The organism is Mesorhizobium sp. P160927 (assembly GCF_057766385.1).
Genome location: NZ_JBYMDW010000001.1, coordinates 3,299,124 through 3,316,495 on the forward strand (window position 1 = coordinate 3,299,124; position 17,372 = coordinate 3,316,495).

Sequence of the window (17,372 nt, forward strand, 5' to 3'; positions counted from 1 at the left end):
GCTGACACTCCCCCCGCAAGAGAGCATCACCATGACCTACGACCTCATCCTGACAGGCGGCACAGTGGTCAATCATGACGGCGAAGGACTGCGCGACATTGGTGTGAGGGGCGGGCGCATCGCCGCGATCGGCGATCTGCGCCAAGCATCGGCTGGCGAGACGATCGACTGCCGGGGCCTGCATATCCTGCCCGGTGTCGTCGACAGCCAGGTGCATTTCCGTGAGCCGGGACTGGAACACAAGGAAGACCTGGAAACGGGATCGCGGGCCGCGGTGCTGGGCGGTGTCACCGCCGTGTTCGAAATGCCCAACACCAATCCGCTGACTACCAGCGAGGCAACGCTTGCCGACAAGGTCCGGCGCGGCAGCGGCCGCATGCATTGCGACTTCGCCTTCTGGGTTGGCGGTACCCGCGACAACGCCAGGGACGTTGGCGAGCTCGAACGTTTGCCGGGGGCCGCGGGAATAAAGGTCTTCATGGGATCGTCCACCGGTGACCTGTTGGTCGAGGATGATGAAGGCGTCGCCTCCATCCTGCGAAACACGCGCCGCCGCGCCGCTTTTCATTCGGAGGACGAGTTCCGGCTGCGCGAGCGCGTTGGCGAGCGCATCGAGGGCGATCCGTCATCGCATCCGGTCTGGCGTGATGAGATCGCGGCTTTGCGCTGCACCGAGCGGCTGGTGCGCATCGCGCGCGACGTTCGTGCCCGCATCCACGTCCTGCACATCTCGACCGCCGAGGAGATCTTGCTCCTCGAACAGCACAAGGATGTTGCGACCTGTGAAGCCACGCCGCATCATCTGACGCTGAGCGCCGACGACTATGCGCGGCTTGGCACGCTGATCCAGATGAACCCGCCGGTGCGGGACAAACGCCATCGCGACGGCGTCTGGCATGGCATAGCGCAAGGCATCGTAGACGTGCTCGGCTCCGACCACGCGCCGCACACGCTGGCCGAGAAGGCAAAGCCCTATCCGGCCTCGCCCTCGGGCATGACCGGCGTGCAGACGCTGGTGCCGATCATGCTCGACCATGTCAACGCCGGCCGGCTGACCCTGCAGCGCTTCGTCGATCTCTCCAGCCATGGCCCGCAGCGCATCTTCGGCATGGCCAGAAAAGGCCGCATCGCCGCCGGCTATGACGCCGACTTCACCATTGTCGACATGAAGCGGCGCGAGATCATCACCAACGCGCAAGCCGGCTCGAAAGCCGGTTGGACCCCCTATGACGGCAAGCAGGTCACTGGCTGGCCGGTCGGCACGGTCATTCGCGGTCAGCGCATTATGTGGGACGGTGAAATCGCGACGCCAGGCCTGGGCACGGCGGTGGAGTTTTCCGAGGCGTTGCCGGGTTAGCCACCTGTGGCTGTGCGTCACGTCTTTGATTTTTAAGCGTTCCGCACTATGTTCAACGCATAATGCAGACACATGTCGCGCCTATGATTGACCCCGCCGAGTTTCCAGAGCTGCAAGCGCTCTTGTGGAATCGCGATGTCGCGCGACTGATCCCGGCCAACGAAGCATTTGCGTTGTACGAGCGCAATTGGCGCTTTGTCGATCAGACACGGCTTACGACGCGCGAGAAATTGCTTATCCAGAATCTCGCCAGGGAATTCGGTCACGGTATCCTTCTGACTGCCGGCTGAATTGTCCTCCCGTGCTGTTTTTCGCCTCGTATCTGCAACATTAAACCGGACACGTCGCGAGCGAAGGCCATGAAGGAAGTCAGAAAGCCTGAGCACAGGATTATCTCTGAAGCCCTCGCGCTTATGGACCGCGATTTCCTGACCGCGGCCCAATGCTGGTTCGGTGGCGGGACAGCGATAGTGTTGAAACTGGGCGAGTATCGTCGGTCGTTGGATGTCGATTTCCTGTGCGCGGATGCCGACGGGTATCGGCAATTGCGAACGTCAGCAGTCGAACGCGGGGTGAGGGCATTCTTTCCTGAACCAGTTGAGGCCATGCGAGATTTTCGCATTGATCAGTATGGCTTGAGGACCGTGGTGCGGTTGAAGGGGCAATTGATCAAGTTCGAAATTGTTCGTGAAGCCCGCATCTCGTTGCAAGGTCATTTCGATGACGATCTAAATGTACCTTCTTTGCTTCTCTCGGACATGTTCGCCGAGAAGTTATTGGCGAATGCCGACCGATGCCAAGACCGTGCTGTCGGCTATCGCGACGCTATTGATCTCGGAATGTTGGTCGGTGCCTATGGGCAGATCCCGAGTGACGCCTTAGCGAAAGCCCAGACTGCATATGGACAGGATATCCAACGCAAGGTTGCGTGGGTGGTCAACAAGCTTCGGGATGGAGAAGAGTTGAGTTACGCAGCCGAGATTCTGCAGATGGACGCTGATAAAGCTAGCGGTGCTATTTCGATTCTTCGAAACGAAAGCATTCGCATTTGGCCGGATGCCGCCATCAGTGCAAAACCTGCCGACCCGCTCAAATAGCAACATCGTCTACGATGCTGGTCGCATCCTGGCGCAAACCAGGCAGGGCACCTTCAGTCGCCGGCGACGAAAAAGGTCCACTGCCCGGCTGGCGTGATGCCGACGCGATAGAAGATGTAGGCTCCGAACTGCTTCATGTCGTCGAAATCGCCGGCGGTGACGATCTTGAACAGCTCGACCCGTTGCTTGGAGTCGAGTTTGTCCAGCGGCAGCGCGAAGAAATACGGCCAGACATAGAGGTCCTGTGGCGTGCCCGCATCCACATGGACGTAGCCTGCGGAAAGCACCTCCTCCAGAATGGCCAGGATCTCCTGACCGTCAGGGTCGCCGGACATCCCCTTGAGGAAGGTGATGGCGTCGCCTTCGATGTCGGCCAGCGACAGCTGGGTCATGCTATCGCCCTTGCCGATCAAGGGCCTGAGCTTCTCGATGTCGCCGCTCTTGCAGGCCTCGATGATCAGGTCATGCATGCGCCGCACGGGCTCGGGCAGCTTGCCAAGATCATAGACGACTTCCGGCGGAGGCGCCTCGGGATCGACGCGCGGCCTGTTACTGCCGCCATCCGATGGGCTGTCCGGCTCAGCGGCGTCGGGAGCGGCCGGCTGGCTGGCCGAAGGCGGCGTTCCCACCGGGTCAGGCATGGGAATCGCGCTTCCGGGCGGCGAAACATCGTCGTCCGACGGTGTGGCTGGCGCGGGGAGCTCTTCGCGTTTAATCTCGCTCAGTGCATGGGCCGGACTGCTAGCCAGGCAAGTCGTGAAGGCAACCGCGGCACAGCAAGCAGCGAGGCGGATGTAGAGGACCAAGCCCTTCGGCTTGCCTGACACCGGAAAATTCACTGCCCGTATCTCCCTACTTCCGGGCATGACGCCCGAACGGCATTCGATCGTCAGAGAACCTGATATCGGTTCAGTGCCGCAGCCGCTCAGGTTCGAAGGCGCCTGCGATCACCTTCTCGCGCATGCGGTCGAGCAGGGCAAGGGCCGAGGTTTCGCCGTTGGCGCGCAACATTTCACCGAATGCCGTCTCAAGGGCGGCCTCGGCGATGATTTCTGGCTCGATGCCGGCCGAGAGGCCTTCCGCCCAGGCTTCGCTGTGGCTCTCAACCGCCGTCAGGCGCTTCTCTTCCCTGACCAGCGCGTCGATGTCGTTGGCAGCATGTTCCATAAGCGATGTCCACCCTTCCAAGCGGCAACCCATCAGTGTGGATCAGGCTTGATCTGTTCCATTCATACGCAGCTGCAACTAAGTAACTGTAAATACGACATTTTTTTGATCATTATTTACAGGGACCAACTGTATTTGGCGAAGCTGCGTTTCAACCCGGATCGAACTTAGCCGATTAGGCTGGCCTGCGGGGCGAAAACCTTCAGTTTGAGTTAATTGCGCATTCGCGCGATAACGTTTGATTAACGCTGTGGCAAAAGTGCAACATCAGAATTGCACCAAGGTAAGGCGGGCACAAGCCGGATATATCGAGATCCCTGGCGACGGGCCGGATATCTGTTGATGAATGCTCAGTTGCCATACCGCGAGGCGATATCGCGCGACAGCGTCTCGCCTTCTTTCATGTAACGGCTGATGGCTTCAGTGGCCGAAGCGGTGCACTGGGTGTAAGTGCCGCCGAAAGAACGGTAGCCGCGATTGAAGCTGGCGATGAAGCGGGCGCGGCGCTCTGGGTCCGGGTTTTCCGAATCGAGCAGTTTTTCCATCTCACCACGCCACTGGTCGCCCTTCTCCCCGCACAGATTGCGCAGGAAATGCAGCGACCCAAGAACTTCCGCCAATCGCATCAGCCCCGGCTCGAACGGCGACTCGGCACTGAAGGCAGTCCGCGCCGGGACGACCGCGCTGACGGCAAGGCAAATGGCAAGGAGCATTGACGGACGGTTCATAAACCTTCTCTGCCCGACGGCTTAGGCCTTGTGGTCTGCCTGATGGCCTGAGACGTCGTGGCTGGCGAGACAACATAAGCCTTGTGACGAAACAATTTGTCGCCTGCAAGGCGGTTTTTCAGTGCTGCGTCAGCGGGCTTGAACGGGACCGAGGAGTTCCTGGGCGACCGCGAACACCGAGCCGGCGAGCGGCAGCAGCGTCATCTCCTTGAGTGTATAGAAGGCGGCTGTCTCGGCGTCGTCGCTGGCCTCGGCCTCGCCACCGGCATAGGCGGCGCCGAAGACCGTGAGGAGATAATCGACCGGGTGGCTGTCTAGCCTGCCGTCGATGTGGATTTCCCGAAGCGGGCGAAAGCCGTCGGCGAGCAAACCGGTCTCTTCCATCAGTTCACGCCGTGCCGCGTCCTCCAGCGTCTCACCGGCTTCGACCTTACCACCGGGAAAGGCGTAGAGCCCTTGCGAGGGCGGACGCGCCCGCTTGACCAAGAGTACGGTGTCGCCGCGCACGACGGCTACCGAGACGGCCGGAAGTACCTTGCGTGCTGTGTTCATCGATCCCTGATCAACTCATTCGAGACAGGTCTTTTGTGGATCGACAGCATGGGCAAGCTTTAGCGGTTGCGCAACGCCGGTTCGATCGCCACTTTCAACACCGAGCTATTCGAAAGACACAATCGATCATGTGCGGACGTTTTGCCTTGACCGCCACGCCGGAGCAGACCGCTGCCTCGCTGGGCCTTGCGGAACTGGAGGATTTCCCGGCACGCTACAACATCGCACCGACACAGCCGGTCCTGATGGTGACCGCTGGCGTGCCTCGAGCCCCCGGCTCCAATCTGCCGGACAGGCAACCGATGCTGGTGCGCTGGGGCCTGATTCCAGCTTGGGTGAAGGACACCAGGGAGTTTCCGCTGCTGTTCAACGCGCGCTCCGAGGGTGCGATCGAGAAGGCCTCGTTCAAGGCCGCCATGCGCCATCGCCGCGCGCTGGTGCCGGCATCCGGTTTTTACGAATGGCGGCAGACCGGAGGCAAGAAGGGACAACCCTATTGGATCCGGCCCAGGCATGGCGGGTTGATCGCCTTTGCAGGCCTTATCGAAACCTATTCCGAGCCCGGTGGCTCGGAGATGGATACCGGCGTTATCCTGACCGTCAACGCCAACGCCGATATCGCCCATATCCATGACCGCATGCCGGTGGTGGTCGATATTTCTGACTTTGCCCGTTGGCTGGATTGCCGCACGCTCGAACCGCGCGATGTCGTCAATTTGCTGCGGCCGGCGCGGTCCGATTTCTTCGAGGCGATTCCTGTCTCCGACCTCGTCAACAAGGTTGCCAACACCGGACCAGAGATTCAAGAGAGGGGCGAAATCGGGCCGGAACTCGAGAAGGTGAGGCGCCAGAAACCTGGCGCGGACGACAGTCAGATGACGCTGCTCTAGCGAAACCTATCTAGGTCTGTGTTCAGGACGCCTGTTCGCGCGCCCATCGCCGGCGATTGCGCCAGTCGCGTCATTTCAGGCGGCGCGGGGCGATACGATCTTCTGCGCCGGCTTGTTCTTCTTCGCGGTGTGGAGAAGGGCGGCGACGATGGCGGCCGGGCCGATCGCGCGATAGTGGTTGGCCAGCGCCGGTTGCTTGGCGCGGTTGGCTTCCTGCTTGCTTCGAGGCATGTTTCTCTTCCCTGGTAACGTTTCCGTGTCTGCGTTTGCTGGTTGATTCCGACCAAATCGTGACGCGTGGTGATCTAGCCGGCGAATGTTTCATGACTGTGCCGACATGTTTAATAAAATGTTTCACTGACTGATTCCGTCTGATCGGGCGATGCTTTTGCTAGCCCTCGCTACCTTTTTCCCGGGATCAGCGACTTGACGGCAACACTGCTCAGGGCGATAAAGCCGCCGATGAAAACGTCTATCGCCATTTGTGGCATTTGCATTATTGGCTAGCCTCGCGCTGGTCCGGACGTTTTCGCCTCATCTTCCCCAGATTGGACAAACGCCCCGGCCAGCAGGCTGGAACCTGATTGGCGCCTCGGCGCTGGGCTGGCTCCATCCAGACAAGAAGTTCTGAACGGGAAGCATGGAATGTCTGACGCATCAAAGGGCCTGCGCCTCCACAACACGCTGACGCGCATGAAAGAGGGTTTCGTGCCGATCGATCCGCTTGACGTGCGCATGTATGTCTGCGGCCCGACCGTTTACGACTTCGCCCATATCGGCAACGCCAGGCCGGTGATCGTGTTCGACGTGCTGTTTCGCTTACTGCGCCATCTCTACGGCGAGACGCACGTCACCTATGTGCGCAACATCACCGACGTCGACGACAAGATCAACGCGCGGGCGCTCCGCGATTTCGGCGGCGAGATCGCTTCGGGAACCCTTTCGCTCAATGAAGCGATCCGACGGGTGACCGAAAAAACGGCCGGCCAGTTCCACAGGGATGTCGCCACGCTTGGCTGCCTTGAGCCGACGGTCGAACCGCGCGCCACCGAATTCGTCGAACCCCGCGCCGACGGCAAGGCTGATATGATCACCTTGATCAAAAGCCTGATCGGACGCGGCCATGCCTATGTCGCGGCAGGCGAAGTTCTGTTCGATACGGCGTCGATGCCGGACTATGGTCAATTGTCGAAGCGCAATCTCGACGAGCAGCAGGCCGGTGCCCGCATCGCCGTCGACGCCCACAAGAAGAACCCCGGCGATTTCGTGCTGTGGAAACTGTCATCGCCGGAAGAGCCCGGTTGGCAAAGTCCATGGGGCAGGGGCCGCCCCGGCTGGCATATCGAATGCTCGGCCATGTCGGCCGCCTATCTCGGCGAGGTCTTCGACATCCATGGCGGCGGCCTCGATCTGATCTTCCCGCATCATGAGAACGAGATCGCCCAGTCGCGCTGCGCCCACGGGACCGATGTCATGGCCAATGTGTGGATGCACAATGGCTTCCTGCAGGTCGAGGGCCAAAAAATGTCGAAGAGCCTCGGCAATTTCTATTCGATCCATGAGTTGCTCGAGACCGAGACCTTCGGCGGCCGCAAATGGCCTGGCGAGGTGCTGCGGTTGGCTATGCTGATGACGCACTACCGCGAGCCGATCGATTTTTCCGTGCGCAAGCTTGAGGAGGCGGAGAATACGCTTCGCAAATGGAAACGGGCGTCGGACCTGGCGCCGGCTGCGGGAGGCCAGGTGCCGGCGGAGGTCGTGGAGGCGCTGTCGGATGATCTTGCGACATACGCGGCCTTCCAGCAACTGACCGAGCTTGCCGGCGAGGCGACCGACTTCAGCGGCGCTGGCGAGAATGGCGCTGCGGCTTCCTTGAAAACCTCGCTCGCGTTCCTCGGTTTCGACGTCGGCGCGGCCAAGGTCGACGAGGCCGCGATTGCGGGAACCATCGCCAGGCGCCTGCAGTTCATCGCCGCCAAGAACTGGGCCGAGGCCGACCGCATCCGCGACGAACTCCTGTCGCAAGGCGTGCAGTTGAAAGACGGCAAGGATCCGGCGACCGGAGAACGCGTGACGACGTGGGAGGTAAAGCGGTGAGGGTGGCGCCAGGCACCCCCCTCTGCCCTGCCGGGCATCTCCCCCTCATGGGGGGAGATTGGCCGGCATTTGGGCTTTCGCCAATCGCCAATGTCACAGATTGTGCGCGACCGGCAAAGCTGCTGATCTACCCCATGAGGGGGAGATGCCCGGCAGGGCAGAGAGGGGGCTCGCGATGACCCATCATCGGGTATCTCCCTTCAATCGCAGCAACACGCGCAAGATGCGCAAGTCAATGACCGAAGCCGAGCTAAAGCTCTTGAAAGAGATCAGGGCCCATCGTCTCATGGGATTGGCTTTCAGACGTCAGATGCCAATCGCCGGCTGCATCGTCGATTTCGCCTGCCCGAATAAAAAGCTGGTGGTCGAATTGGACGGGTCTCAGCATGCCCAAGTCGCAGTCTCGGAATGGGATGCAAGAACAGCGAGGCTCGAAGCACTCGGCTGGACCATTCTGCGCTTCTGGAACGACGACGTGATCCGCGATATCGACAATGTCTGCCAGCACATCGTCAACTCGGCCGGCACGGCCAACGTGCCGCAACCAGCAACGGAGGAGCTCGTTCCATGATCGACCATCTCGGCATCACCGTTTCAGATTTCGATGCCTCCAAGGCCTTCTATGACAAGGCGATGGCGCCGCTGGGTGGCTCGTTGCTTTATATGGTGCCGCAGGAATACACCGGCGGCGCCAAGGTCGGCGGCTATGGCCGCGACCGGCCGGTGTTCTGGTTGAGCGCGGCCGGGGAAAAGCCCCGAGATCATCAGCACGTCGCCTTCACCGCGCGCAACCGCGCCGAGGTCGACGCCTTCCATGCCGCCGCCCTTGCAGCCGGCGGCAAGGACAATGGCGGACCGGGCCTGCGCCCGCACTATCACCCCAACTATTACGGCGCTTTCGTCCTCGACCCCGACGGCAACAATGTCGAGGCGGTCTGCCATGATCCGGAGTGAAAACCGATGAGCCTCGACAACCGGCCGGTCTACACAGGCGGCTGCCAGTGCGGTGCGGTGCGCTTCCGCGTCGAAGGTGCGCTCGGCGACGCCTCGGTCTGCCACTGCCGCATGTGCCAGAAGGCCAGCGGCAATTTCTACCTGCCGCTGGTTTCGGTGCGCGGCGCCAAGGTCGAGTGGACGCGCGGCGAACCGAAGCGGTTCCGTTCCTCCAATGCCGTATGGCGCGGCTTCTGCGCCGAATGCGGCACGCCGCTGACCTTCGAGGCGCCCGACGGCATGGCTCTGGCGATCGCCGCCTTCGATGATCCGGCTGGCATCGCGCCGACCATCCAGTGGGGCACGGAAGCGAAACTGCCCTATGTGGATTCCATTCCGCGATTGCCGGGCGAGGACACGATGGCGGATATCGGCTCCGCTCCTTATCTCGCCGAACTCATCTCCTATCAGCATCCCGACCACGACACCGACCAATGGCCGCCGGAGGAAAGACCATGACCGAAACTGTCCGAACCGGCGGCTGCCAATGCGGCGCCGTGCGCTTCCGCATCAAGGGGGTGCTGGGACGCGCATCCATCTGCCATTGTCGCATGTGCCAGAAACAGTTCGGCTCCTTCTTCGGCGCGCTTGTGACGGTACCCAAGGATGGCGTCGAATGGACCCATGAAGAACCAAGTTATTTCCAATCTTCGGTCAACATCGATCGCGGCTTCTGCGCCCGTTGCGGCACGCCGCTGACCTATCGGCAGCCAGGCGGGCTCGAGATCGCCATCGGCGCCTTCGACGACCGCTCGGATCTGGCGCCGAGGATCCAGGTCAACTATGCGGCACGGCTGCCTTGGGTCGAGACGATCTTCGACCAACCTGTCCACCAGGATCCCGATTATTACGCGCGGCAGGAGCAGATCATCTCCTTCCAACACCCCGATCACGAAACGGCCAACTGGCCGCAACAGGGTCTGAAAATATGAGCTTGCGCACCCTCTACCCGGAAATCGAACCGTTCGACTCGGGGATGCTCGATGTCGGCGACGGCCATATGGTCTATTGGGAGCGGTCGGGCACCAAGGGCGCCAAGCCGGCCGTGTTCCTGCATGGTGGACCGGGCGGCACCATCTCGCCAAAACACCGGCGCCTGTTTGACCCCAAGCTTTACGATGTCATCCTGTTCGATCAGCGCGGCTGCGGAAAATCGACGCCGAACGCTTCGCTGGAGGCCAACACGACATGGCATCTCGTTGCCGACATCGAGCGACTGCGCGAAATGGCCGGCTTCGAAGATTGGCTGGTGTTCGGCGGTTCCTGGGGCTCGACGCTGGCGCTCGCCTATGCAGAGACACACCCTGATCGAGCCAGCGAACTGGTGGTGCGCGGCATCTACACGCTGACCCGCGCCGAGCTCGAATGGTATTATCAATTCGGCGTCTCGGAGATGTTCCCCGACAAATGGGAGCGTTTCCTGGCACCGATCCCGCAGGCCGAGCGCGGCGACATGATGGCCGCCTACCGCAAGCGGCTGGTCGGGTCCGACCGAAAGGCGCGGATCGAGGCCGCCCGCGCGTGGAGCCTGTGGGAAGGCGAGACGATCACCCTGCTTCCTGAACCCGAAACGAGCGGTCCGTTTGGCGAGGACGACTATGCGGTAGCCTTCGCCCGCATCGAAAACCACTACTTCGTCCATGCCGGCTGGCTCGAGGAGGGACAGTTGCTGCGCGATGCCGGGAAGCTCAAGGACATCCCCGGCACCATCGTCCACGGCCGCTACGACATGCCGTGCCCGGCGCGCTACGCCTGGGCGCTGCACAAGGCGTGGCCGAAGGCGGACTTTCATCTGATCGAAGGCGCCGGTCATGCCTATTCGGAGCCCGGCATTCTCGACCGGCTGATCCGCGCGACGGACAAGTTTGCGGGCAAATGACGATGAACCGCGAGCGCCTCTATCTCTTCGACACCACGCTCCGCGACGGCCAGCAGACGCCGGGCATCGACTTTTCGGTCGAGGACAAGATCGCGATTGCCAAACTGCTCGACGAGTTCGGCTTCGACTATGTCGAAGGTGGTTATCCCGGCGCCAATCCGACCGACACTGCATTCTTCCAGCAGAAGCGCACGGCACGCGCAAAATTCGTTGCGTTCGGCATGACCAAGCGGGCTGGGGTCTCAGCCTCTAACGATCCGGGGCTGGCGGCGCTTGTCCAATCGAAATCGGACGCCATCTGCTTCGTCGCCAAGAGCTGGGACTACCATGTTCGCGTGGCGCTCGGTTGCACCAACGAGGAGAACCTCGACTCCATAAAAGTTTCCGTCGAGGCGTCGGTCGCTTCGGACAAGGAAGCGATGGTCGATTGCGAGCATTTCTTCGACGGCTTCAAGGCCAATCCGGACTATGCGCTCGCTTGTGCGAAAACGGCCTACGATGCCGGCGCGCGCTGGGTGGTGCTTTGCGACACGAATGGCGGCACGCAGCCCTCGGAAGTCCGGGCAATCGTCGAGAAGGTCATCGCCGCGGGCATTCCGGGCAAGCATCTCGGCATTCATGCCCATGACGACACCGGCCAGGCGGTGGCCAATTCCCTTGCCGCAGTCGAGGCCGGCGTGCGCCAGATCCAGGGCACGCTGAATGGCATCGGCGAACGTTGCGGCAACGCCAATCTGATCTCGATCGTACCCACACTGGCGCTGAAGCCGGCTTTCGCCGACCGCTTCGAGACGGGAATTTCAGCCGAAGCACTGACCGGCATTTCGCGCCTGTCGCGCGCCTTCGACGAATTGTTGAACCGCGCCCCGGAAGCGCAGGCGCCCTATGTCGGCTCGTCCGCCTTTGCCACCAAGGCGGGTATCCACGCTTCGGCGCTGGCCAAGGAGCCGGCGACCTATGAGCATGTGGAACCGCAAGCCGTGGGCAACCGCCGCCGCGTCATGGTCTCCGACCAGGGCGGCAAGGCCAATTTCCTCGCCGAGTTGAAGCGGCGCGGCATCGATGTGCCGAAGGAGGACCATCGGCTCGACGCCCTGATATCGGTGGTCAAGGAGCGCGAGGCCTCGGGCTATGCGTACGAGGGCGCCGACGCCTCCTTCGAACTCCTGGCGCGCAAGATGCTGCACGGCCTGCCGGAATTCTTCCACGTCACCTCGTTCCGCTGCATGATCGAACGCCGCTTCGATGCCAATGGGCAGTTGAAGACGGTGTCGGAAGCGGTGGTCAAGGTGCTGGTCGAGGGCGAGGAGAAGATGTCGGTGGCCGAGGGCCATGGTCCCGTCAACGCGCTCGACATTGCGCTCCGCAAGGATCTCGGCAGATACCAGAACGAGATCGCGGATCTCGAACTTGCCGACTTTAAGGTGCGCATCCTCAATGGCGGCACCGAGGCCATTACCCGCGTGCTCATCGAATCGCATGACTCGACCGGCGCGCGCTGGTGGACCGTCGGGGTCTCGGAAAACATCATCGATGCCTCGTTTCAGGCGCTAATGGATTCGATCGTCTACAAGCTGATGAAGAATCGCGAGATGGCGGGGTTGGTGGCGGCCGAGTAAGTTTGAACCATCAGCGAAAGTCCATTGATCCATCAGAACTTTGCGATGGTCTTGCCAAGATTACTGGGTCATAGCGTTGGGCCATGGCCGCTGAAGCAATTACCCCCGATGCAGATGGAAAGGCCCGCCGCGGCTTCCTCCTGGCGCTTGGTGCTTATCTCTTGTGGGGGTTGCTGCCCTTCTACATGAAGGCGGTGGCGCATCTGCCGCTTGCCGAGGTGATTGCACACCGCATCGTCTGGTCGGTGCCGATTGCCGCGGCGGTCCTGGTCTGGGCCGGCCGCACAACCGACTTCAAGGTGGCGATCCGCTCGCCCCGCACCATCGCCATGGCGGCGCTGACGGCGGCACTGATCTCGGTCAACTGGGGCATCTATGTCTGGGCGATCGCCGTCGACCGCACCGTCGAGACAGCGCTCGGCTATTATATCAACCCACTGGTAAACGTCGTGGTCGGCGCGCTGCTGCTCGGCGAGCGGCTCGACCGGTTGCAGATCGCGGCGGTGGTGCTTGCGGCGGTCGCCGTCGCCGTGCTGACAGTCGACGGCGGCAAGCTGCCCTGGGTGTCGCTGGCATTGGCGTTTTCCTTCGCCGCCTACGGCTTCTTCCGCAAGACGTTGCCGATCGGCCCCAGCCAGGGTTTCCTGCTCGAAGTGCTTTTGCTGTCGGTACCGGCGCTGGGCTATATCGTCTTCCTGATTGCCACCGGACAGGACCATTTCGTCTCCAGCAATGGCACCGACACCGCGCTGCTCATCGGCTGCGGGCCGGTGACGGCCGTGCCGCTGCTGCTGTTCGCCTTCGGCGCCAAGCTGCTGCGCCTCTCGACCATCGGCATCATGCAGTACATAGCGCCGACCATGGTGTTTCTGATTGCCGTGCTGATCTTCGACGAGCCGTTCGGCACTACGCAGGCCGCCGCCTTTGCCCTTATCTGGGCGGCCCTTGCGGTCTATTCCTGGTCCATGCTGGCGACGGCGCGCCGGGCTACATCTGTCCGAGCCGCCTGACGAAAAGATAGGTCACGCCCGCGATCAGCAGCGACACGGCCGTGACCACCCAAAAACCCAATGGGGTGTTGACCAGCGGCAAACCACCGACATTCATGCCGAACAGGCCTGAGATGATGGTCATCGGCAACAGCACCGCCGTCATCACCGAGAGCACATAAAGCAGCCTGTTAGACTGCGTCGTCAGCTTGGCCATCAGTTCGTCCTGCAGCAGCCGCGTGCGCGCCTGCAACTGATCGCCGTCATAGTGCAGCGTCTGGGCGCGATGCGAAAGCCGCGCCGCCATGTCGTTGATCGAATCCGGCAGGTCGTTGCGGTGCGAATGGTCGAGATGGCGAAACAGATTGGTCAGCGTCGCCATCTGTCGGTGGATGACCACCAAGTGCCGTCGTGCATCGACCAACGCCTGCCGCTCATTGTGCCATGCGTCGCAGACGATACGGTCCTCGATGCCGTCGAGACTGTCGCTGAGTGCCGCGAGTTCCGCCGCCATTCCGTCGAACGATTGGCCGACGACAGCTTCGATCAACTCGGCCGGCGAGCGGAACTTGCGCGATCCGTTTTCGATCGCCTTGCGGATGTTGTCGACCGATTGCAGCGGTTGCTTGCGGGCGCCGACAAGCATCGTGTCGTTGAGGGCGAAGCGGAAATGACCAAGCCCGCCGGCTTCCGCCGAATAGTCATGGCGCAGGTCCGGCAGATCGCCATAGAGCCAGTCATCCTCGAGGTCGATGTGGCAGCCATGGCTGGCGGTCAGGAAGGCTTCGCGCACCGGCGCCGGCAAGGCCTGATCGGCGCCGATCTCGTGGCGGGCGCGCATGTCGGAAAGCTGGTAGCTGCGCCATGTCCAATGCGCGGCGGCGGCATCCCTGGTGCGCACCCCTTCGGTGGTAAAGTGATAGATGAAGAACAGCCCGTGCTCATCGGGCAGGTAAGGCGACAGGTCAATGCCTTCGGAGGGGATGGCGATGTTCATGGCGGCTTCGCCGGTCTCTGATGCGGTCGGGGTCGCGGGGGCGGTCAAATGCTATTTCTAGCATGGCATCCCGGATTTAGTGTGACTGTTTCGTGACGGCGTGCCTAAAGGACGCTGGTGATCCCGCCATCCACCAGCAGCGTCTGTCCGCTCACGAAACTGGCGGCGTCGGACGCCAGGAACACAGCAGCGCCCGCCCCCTCACTTCGCCCCAGCGCCGCATCGGCGTTCGGCCGGTCAGCCAGGCGGAGAATGTCTCGTCGGCGACCAGCGCGGCGTTGAGCTCGGTCTTGAAATAGCCCGGCGCGATGGCGTTGACGCGCACGCCGTACTGGCCCCATTCGCCGGCCATCGACTTGGTCAGCATGGTGATGGCGCCCTTGCTCGCCGCGTAGGGCGCGATCGAGGGGCGTGCGAGCACGCTCTGCACCGAGGAGACATTGATGATCGACCCCCTTTGGCGCGCGATCATGCCCTTTACGACGGCCCGGCTCACCTTGAACGCGCCGTCCAGGTTGGTGGCCATCAGCGCGTCCCAGTCGGCGTCGCTGAAGGTCTCCAACGGCGCCCGTCGCTGGATGCCGGCATTGTTGACCAGGATGTCGATCGGTGCGGTGCCGGTTTCCGCCGCTGCGATCGCCAAGTCGACCGACTGCGTGTCGGTCACGTCGATCACCGCTTCCGTGATCGAGTGGCCCGCGGCGCGCAGCTTGTCCGCGGCCGCTTTCAGATCGTCGGCCTTGCGGCCGCCGATCGTGACGCGCGCGCCGGCGCTCGCAAGCGCCTCCGCGAAGGCGAGGCCCAGGCCACGGCTGGCGCCGGTGATGAAGGCATGCTTGCCTTCGAGGCCGAACAGTTGGCCGAGATAGTCGGTCGAATGCAATTTGCACCTTCATCGATTGCGATTTATCGCCGTCAGTCGAAGGCTCGTTCGGCCCTTGGCAAGCGGCAGCGCCAGCGTGCCGCGTGGCTTGATGAGATGGAAGGCGCTTGTCGGCCTGGCGGTCTGGCTCACGACCACGATTGTCGCGGTCGTCGGCCTCAGCGCTTCGGCCCAAACCCCGGATAGGGATTGAGTGGTACGATCGCGGCAATGTCCATCATGCCGGCCTTGACCAGGGGCAAGGTGGCGAGATGGCCGCGCACATCGGCATCGCTGCCGACTTCGAACATGATGCCGCTGCCGGGAATGTCGCCGCGGTTCCAGATCTGGCGCACCGCGCCTTCGGCATAGAGGGTGCGACGCTGCTCGGCCTCGCCAGGCAGAAGGGGTGCGAAATCGGCATCGGTGAACTTTTCGGTGTTGCGGGTGAGAAGGGCAAGGAATTGCATTTCGATCTCCTGTTTGTCGGCGGTTGACCACAGGAGATATCGCGCCGGATAGTCAGACTGTCCAAGACTGATTAGGCTAAAGTTGAGACCCAAAAGGGCTTAACGTCGGAGGCAAAAATGTTCGACCTGCGCCAGATCAGATATTTCGTCACCGTCGCCGAAACCGGCAATGTGGGTCGAGCCGCCGAGCTGCTGCATATTTCGCAATCGCCGCTCAGTCGGCAGATCATGCAGCTGGAACAACAGCTTGGCGTCACTCTGTTCGAGCGGGCAAAGCAACGGGTTCATCTCAATGCCGAGGGCCGCGCCTTCCTGACCGAAGCCCGTGCGTTGCTGTCGAACGCGCGGCGGCTGGAGGAGCTTGGCCGCAACCTGGCCAGCGGTTCTGTCGGGCGCCTTGCCATCGGCTATGTCGAGGGTGCGGTCCATGCTGGGCTTGTCGCCGGCATGCTGCGTCAGTTCCGCCGCGACCGGCCGCATTTTCATCTGCAGTTGAGAAGCCTTCGCTCGGCGGCGCAGATGGAGGGACTTCGGCAACGGTCGCTCGATCTTGGTTTGACGTATGCCCCAGCAGCGGCCGACGATCCCGATATCGTCAGCGTGCCGCTGCGCCACGAGCCGCTGGTGCTTGCCATTCCTGAGGACGATCCGCTCGCCGATGTGGCTGATATCCAGCCGCGCCATCTCGACGGCCGCGTCTGGATCACCGTCGTGCGGCAGCCCGACGACACCAATCGTGGCCAGTTCCTCGCCGCTTGCGCCGAGGCTGGCTTCGTGCCCGACATTGCCTATGAAACAGCGGACCCGCTGACCTCGCTCGGGCTTGTCGGCGCCGGCCTTGGTCTCGCCACCGTGCAGGCGAGCCTGCGCACGGCCGCGCCGCCCTCCATCGTGTTCCGCGACATGCCATGGTTCGGCCGCATGGTTTCCATCCACCTCGCCTGGCGGCGGCAGGACCAGCGTGCGGTGATCGCCGATCTGCGGCAGGCTGCTCGTAGGGAGTAGGGGAAAGTGTACGCTCCGACACTGCAAACCTACTACTCTATTCCCGTACTTTACATCTTGTCGATCACCGACTGGACGCCCTCGGTCGGCGCGTCGACCGAGGAGCCGGCGACCATGATGGCGGCGACGATTGCCTCGGGGTCGTTGACGACCAGCGGCTTCACACGCTGCGCGGTATGAATGAAGCCTTCCGCCGCCATGTGATCAAGCAGCGCCGTCATCGGATCCCAGAATCCGTTGACATTGCCGAAGACGATCGGTTTGCGGTGATGGCCAAGCTGCGCCCAGGTCATGATCTCGACGATCTCCTCGACTGTGCCGATGCCACCAGGCAGCGCCACAAAGGCGTCGGATTTCTCGAACATCTTGTGTTTGCGCTCGTGCATGTTGTCGGTGATCGACAACTCGTCGAGCCGGTCAAGCGCGGTTTCGGTTGCTTCCTTGTTGATGAGGAAGCGCGGAATGATGCCCGTCACCTTGCCGCCGGCCTTGAGCGCGCCTTCGGCGACGGCGCCCATAACGCCTTTGGTGCCGCCGCCATAGACCAGCCGCAGGCCTGCCTTTGCAATTGAGCGTCCAAGCAGATGGCCGGCCTTGACATAGATTTCATCGTGGCCCGGAGATGAGCCGCAATAGACGCAAACGGATCGAATCGTGTTCATGCCGATGA

Annotated in this window: 23 protein-coding genes; 13 read left to right on the top strand and 10 right to left on the bottom strand. The window is 62.1% G+C overall.

The features are described from left to right. The first annotated feature begins 31 nt into the window (after nt 1-31). The 3 genes from AC3CB8_RS15775 (at nt 32) to AC3CB8_RS15785 (ending at nt 2,454) form a co-directional block, all read left to right on the top strand. A complete protein-coding gene (locus AC3CB8_RS15775) occupies nt 32-1,357 on the top strand; it encodes a dihydroorotase (protein WP_435053046.1) in 1,326 nt (441 codons plus the stop codon). An 83-nt stretch (nt 1,358-1,440) separates the two neighbouring features. After that, a complete protein-coding gene (locus tag AC3CB8_RS15780) occupies nt 1,441-1,647 on the top strand; it encodes a hypothetical protein (protein WP_245273871.1) in 207 nt (68 codons plus the stop codon). 69 nt (nt 1,648-1,716) lie between these two features. Beyond that, a complete protein-coding gene (locus AC3CB8_RS15785; RefSeq protein WP_352565073.1) occupies nt 1,717-2,454 on the top strand; it encodes a nucleotidyl transferase AbiEii/AbiGii toxin family protein in 738 nt (245 codons plus the stop codon). A gap of 53 nt (nt 2,455-2,507) precedes the next feature. Here the strand turns inward: AC3CB8_RS15785 and AC3CB8_RS15790 are convergent, their stop codons facing one another. The 4 genes from AC3CB8_RS15790 to AC3CB8_RS15805 form a co-directional block, all read right to left on the bottom strand. Next, nucleotides 2,508-3,293, bottom strand: a complete 786-nt coding sequence (locus tag AC3CB8_RS15790; RefSeq protein WP_352565075.1) for a hypothetical protein — start codon at nt 3,291-3,293, stop codon at nt 2,508-2,510. 70 nt (nt 3,294-3,363) lie between these two features. Then, complete coding sequence (locus tag AC3CB8_RS15795; RefSeq protein ID WP_015318556.1) at nt 3,364-3,621, bottom strand: hypothetical protein; 258 nt, start codon at nt 3,619-3,621, stop codon at nt 3,364-3,366. A gap of 350 nt (nt 3,622-3,971) precedes the next feature. Beyond that, nucleotides 3,972-4,349 carry a TIGR02301 family protein gene (locus tag AC3CB8_RS15800; RefSeq protein WP_023771652.1) on the bottom strand — a complete coding sequence of 126 codons (378 nt, stop codon included), beginning with the start codon at nt 4,347-4,349 and terminating at the stop codon, nt 3,972-3,974. 129 nt (nt 4,350-4,478) lie between these two features. After that, on the bottom strand, nt 4,479-4,901 hold the full coding sequence (locus AC3CB8_RS15805) for an NUDIX hydrolase (protein WP_352565077.1): 423 nt from the start codon (nt 4,899-4,901) through the stop codon (nt 4,479-4,481). Between the two features lie 128 nt (nt 4,902-5,029). Here AC3CB8_RS15805 and AC3CB8_RS15810 point away from each other — a divergent pair, with 128 nt between their 5' ends. Next, nucleotides 5,030-5,791 (top strand): SOS response-associated peptidase, encoded by a 762-nt coding sequence (locus AC3CB8_RS15810; RefSeq protein ID WP_023784354.1) that lies wholly within the window; start codon nt 5,030-5,032, stop codon nt 5,789-5,791. A 75-nt stretch (nt 5,792-5,866) separates the two neighbouring features. On the opposite strand, the gene AC3CB8_RS15815 is transcribed toward AC3CB8_RS15810, so the two are convergent. Further along, the gene (locus AC3CB8_RS15815; RefSeq protein WP_023771655.1) at nt 5,867-6,022 is read right to left on the bottom strand and encodes a hypothetical protein; all 156 of its coding nucleotides are present in this window, start codon (nt 6,020-6,022) and stop codon (nt 5,867-5,869) included. A 414-nt stretch (nt 6,023-6,436) separates the two neighbouring features. Here AC3CB8_RS15815 and cysS point away from each other — a divergent pair, with 414 nt between their 5' ends. The 8 genes from cysS to rarD all read left to right on the top strand — a co-directional run bounded on the left by cysS (nt 6,437) and on the right by rarD (nt 13,389). Beyond that, nucleotides 6,437-7,888: a cysteine--tRNA ligase gene (gene cysS / locus AC3CB8_RS15820; RefSeq protein ID WP_352565080.1), complete on the top strand. Its 1,452-nt coding sequence runs from the start codon at nt 6,437-6,439 to the stop codon at nt 7,886-7,888. 175 nt (nt 7,889-8,063) lie between these two features. Further along, the gene (locus AC3CB8_RS15825; RefSeq protein WP_352565202.1) at nt 8,064-8,459 is read left to right on the top strand and encodes an endonuclease domain-containing protein; all 396 of its coding nucleotides are present in this window, start codon (nt 8,064-8,066) and stop codon (nt 8,457-8,459) included. Beyond that, on the top strand, nt 8,456-8,842 hold the full coding sequence (locus AC3CB8_RS15830) for a VOC family protein (protein WP_023771658.1): 387 nt from the start codon (nt 8,456-8,458) through the stop codon (nt 8,840-8,842). The genes AC3CB8_RS15825 and AC3CB8_RS15830 overlap by 4 nt, the downstream gene beginning before the upstream one ends. A gap of 6 nt (nt 8,843-8,848) precedes the next feature. Further along, complete coding sequence (locus AC3CB8_RS15835) at nt 8,849-9,340, top strand: GFA family protein (protein WP_023771659.1); 492 nt, start codon at nt 8,849-8,851, stop codon at nt 9,338-9,340. Next, the gene (locus AC3CB8_RS15840; RefSeq protein WP_023784358.1) at nt 9,337-9,813 is read left to right on the top strand and encodes a GFA family protein; all 477 of its coding nucleotides are present in this window, start codon (nt 9,337-9,339) and stop codon (nt 9,811-9,813) included. Before AC3CB8_RS15835 ends, AC3CB8_RS15840 begins: the two co-directional genes overlap by 4 nt. Next, on the top strand, nt 9,810-10,760 hold the full coding sequence (gene pip, locus AC3CB8_RS15845; RefSeq protein ID WP_352565083.1) for a prolyl aminopeptidase: 951 nt from the start codon (nt 9,810-9,812) through the stop codon (nt 10,758-10,760). The genes AC3CB8_RS15840 and pip overlap by 4 nt, the downstream gene beginning before the upstream one ends. Next, nucleotides 10,757-12,379 carry a citramalate synthase gene (gene cimA, locus AC3CB8_RS15850; protein ID WP_198026146.1) on the top strand — a complete coding sequence of 541 codons (1,623 nt, stop codon included), beginning with the start codon at nt 10,757-10,759 and terminating at the stop codon, nt 12,377-12,379. The genes pip and cimA overlap by 4 nt, the downstream gene beginning before the upstream one ends. Before the next feature lie 83 nt (nt 12,380-12,462). Further along, nucleotides 12,463-13,389, top strand: a complete 927-nt coding sequence (rarD, locus tag AC3CB8_RS15855) for an EamA family transporter RarD (protein ID WP_352565085.1) — start codon at nt 12,463-12,465, stop codon at nt 13,387-13,389. On the opposite strand, the gene AC3CB8_RS15860 is transcribed toward rarD, so the two are convergent. From AC3CB8_RS15860 to AC3CB8_RS15875, 4 genes are all read right to left on the bottom strand, one after another. Continuing rightward, nucleotides 13,367-14,365, bottom strand: a complete 999-nt coding sequence (locus AC3CB8_RS15860) for a transporter (protein WP_352565204.1) — start codon at nt 14,363-14,365, stop codon at nt 13,367-13,369. The genes rarD and AC3CB8_RS15860 overlap by 23 nt on opposite strands. 104 nt (nt 14,366-14,469) lie before the next feature. Next, the gene (locus tag AC3CB8_RS15865) at nt 14,470-14,550 is read right to left on the bottom strand and encodes an SDR family oxidoreductase (protein WP_352565206.1); all 81 of its coding nucleotides are present in this window, start codon (nt 14,548-14,550) and stop codon (nt 14,470-14,472) included. Then, on the bottom strand, nt 14,517-15,248 hold the full coding sequence (locus tag AC3CB8_RS15870; protein WP_352565087.1) for an SDR family NAD(P)-dependent oxidoreductase: 732 nt from the start codon (nt 15,246-15,248) through the stop codon (nt 14,517-14,519). The genes AC3CB8_RS15865 and AC3CB8_RS15870 overlap by 34 nt, the downstream gene beginning before the upstream one ends. Nucleotides 15,249-15,406: 158 nt before the next feature. Further along, nucleotides 15,407-15,697 (bottom strand): muconolactone Delta-isomerase family protein, encoded by a 291-nt coding sequence (locus tag AC3CB8_RS15875; protein WP_023771667.1) that lies wholly within the window; start codon nt 15,695-15,697, stop codon nt 15,407-15,409. A 117-nt stretch (nt 15,698-15,814) separates the two neighbouring features. Here AC3CB8_RS15875 and AC3CB8_RS15880 point away from each other — a divergent pair, with 117 nt between their 5' ends. Beyond that, complete coding sequence (locus AC3CB8_RS15880; RefSeq protein ID WP_352726562.1) at nt 15,815-16,702, top strand: LysR family transcriptional regulator; 888 nt, start codon at nt 15,815-15,817, stop codon at nt 16,700-16,702. 50 nt (nt 16,703-16,752) lie between these two features. Here AC3CB8_RS15880 and AC3CB8_RS15885 read toward each other — a convergent pair whose 3' ends face one another. Then, nucleotides 16,753-17,364, bottom strand: coding sequence for an LOG family protein (locus tag AC3CB8_RS15885; protein WP_023784364.1), 612 nt, complete (start codon nt 17,362-17,364; stop codon nt 16,753-16,755). Between the last annotated feature and the right edge of the window lie 8 nt (nt 17,365-17,372).

Excerpts from the sequence above, each read along its gene's own strand:
- AC3CB8_RS15795 (WP_015318556.1), bottom strand. The coding sequence starts at position 3,621 with ATGGAACATGCTGCCAACGACATCGACGCGCTGGTCAGGGAAGAGAAG.
- AC3CB8_RS15780 (WP_245273871.1), top strand. The coding sequence starts at position 1,441 with ATGATTGACCCCGCCGAGTTTCCAGAGCTGCAAGCGCTCTTGTGGAAT.
- AC3CB8_RS15880 (WP_352726562.1), top strand. The coding sequence starts at position 15,815 with ATGTTCGACCTGCGCCAGATCAGATATTTCGTCACCGTCGCCGAAACC.
- AC3CB8_RS15875 (WP_023771667.1), bottom strand. The coding sequence starts at position 15,697 with ATGCAATTCCTTGCCCTTCTCACCCGCAACACCGAAAAGTTCACCGAT.
- rarD (WP_352565085.1), top strand. The coding sequence starts at position 12,463 with ATGGCCGCTGAAGCAATTACCCCCGATGCAGATGGAAAGGCCCGCCGC.
- AC3CB8_RS15835 (WP_023771659.1), top strand. The coding sequence starts at position 8,849 with ATGAGCCTCGACAACCGGCCGGTCTACACAGGCGGCTGCCAGTGCGGT.
- AC3CB8_RS15830 (WP_023771658.1), top strand. The coding sequence starts at position 8,456 with ATGATCGACCATCTCGGCATCACCGTTTCAGATTTCGATGCCTCCAAG.
- AC3CB8_RS15860 (WP_352565204.1), bottom strand. The coding sequence starts at position 14,365 with ATGAACATCGCCATCCCCTCCGAAGGCATTGACCTGTCGCCTTACCTG.
- AC3CB8_RS15805 (WP_352565077.1), bottom strand. The coding sequence starts at position 4,901 with ATGAACACAGCACGCAAGGTACTTCCGGCCGTCTCGGTAGCCGTCGTG.
- AC3CB8_RS15815 (WP_023771655.1), bottom strand. The coding sequence starts at position 6,022 with ATGCCTCGAAGCAAGCAGGAAGCCAACCGCGCCAAGCAACCGGCGCTG.
- AC3CB8_RS15825 (WP_352565202.1), top strand. The coding sequence starts at position 8,064 with ATGACCCATCATCGGGTATCTCCCTTCAATCGCAGCAACACGCGCAAG.
- AC3CB8_RS15800 (WP_023771652.1), bottom strand. The coding sequence starts at position 4,349 with ATGAACCGTCCGTCAATGCTCCTTGCCATTTGCCTTGCCGTCAGCGCG.
- cysS (WP_352565080.1), top strand. The coding sequence starts at position 6,437 with ATGTCTGACGCATCAAAGGGCCTGCGCCTCCACAACACGCTGACGCGC.
- AC3CB8_RS15775 (WP_435053046.1), top strand. The coding sequence starts at position 32 with ATGACCTACGACCTCATCCTGACAGGCGGCACAGTGGTCAATCATGAC.
- pip (WP_352565083.1), top strand. The coding sequence starts at position 9,810 with ATGAGCTTGCGCACCCTCTACCCGGAAATCGAACCGTTCGACTCGGGG.
- AC3CB8_RS15885 (WP_023784364.1), bottom strand. The coding sequence starts at position 17,364 with ATGAACACGATTCGATCCGTTTGCGTCTATTGCGGCTCATCTCCGGGC.
- AC3CB8_RS15785 (WP_352565073.1), top strand. The coding sequence starts at position 1,717 with ATGAAGGAAGTCAGAAAGCCTGAGCACAGGATTATCTCTGAAGCCCTC.
- cimA (WP_198026146.1), top strand. The coding sequence starts at position 10,757 with ATGACGATGAACCGCGAGCGCCTCTATCTCTTCGACACCACGCTCCGC.
- AC3CB8_RS15840 (WP_023784358.1), top strand. The coding sequence starts at position 9,337 with ATGACCGAAACTGTCCGAACCGGCGGCTGCCAATGCGGCGCCGTGCGC.
- AC3CB8_RS15810 (WP_023784354.1), top strand. The coding sequence starts at position 5,030 with ATGTGCGGACGTTTTGCCTTGACCGCCACGCCGGAGCAGACCGCTGCC.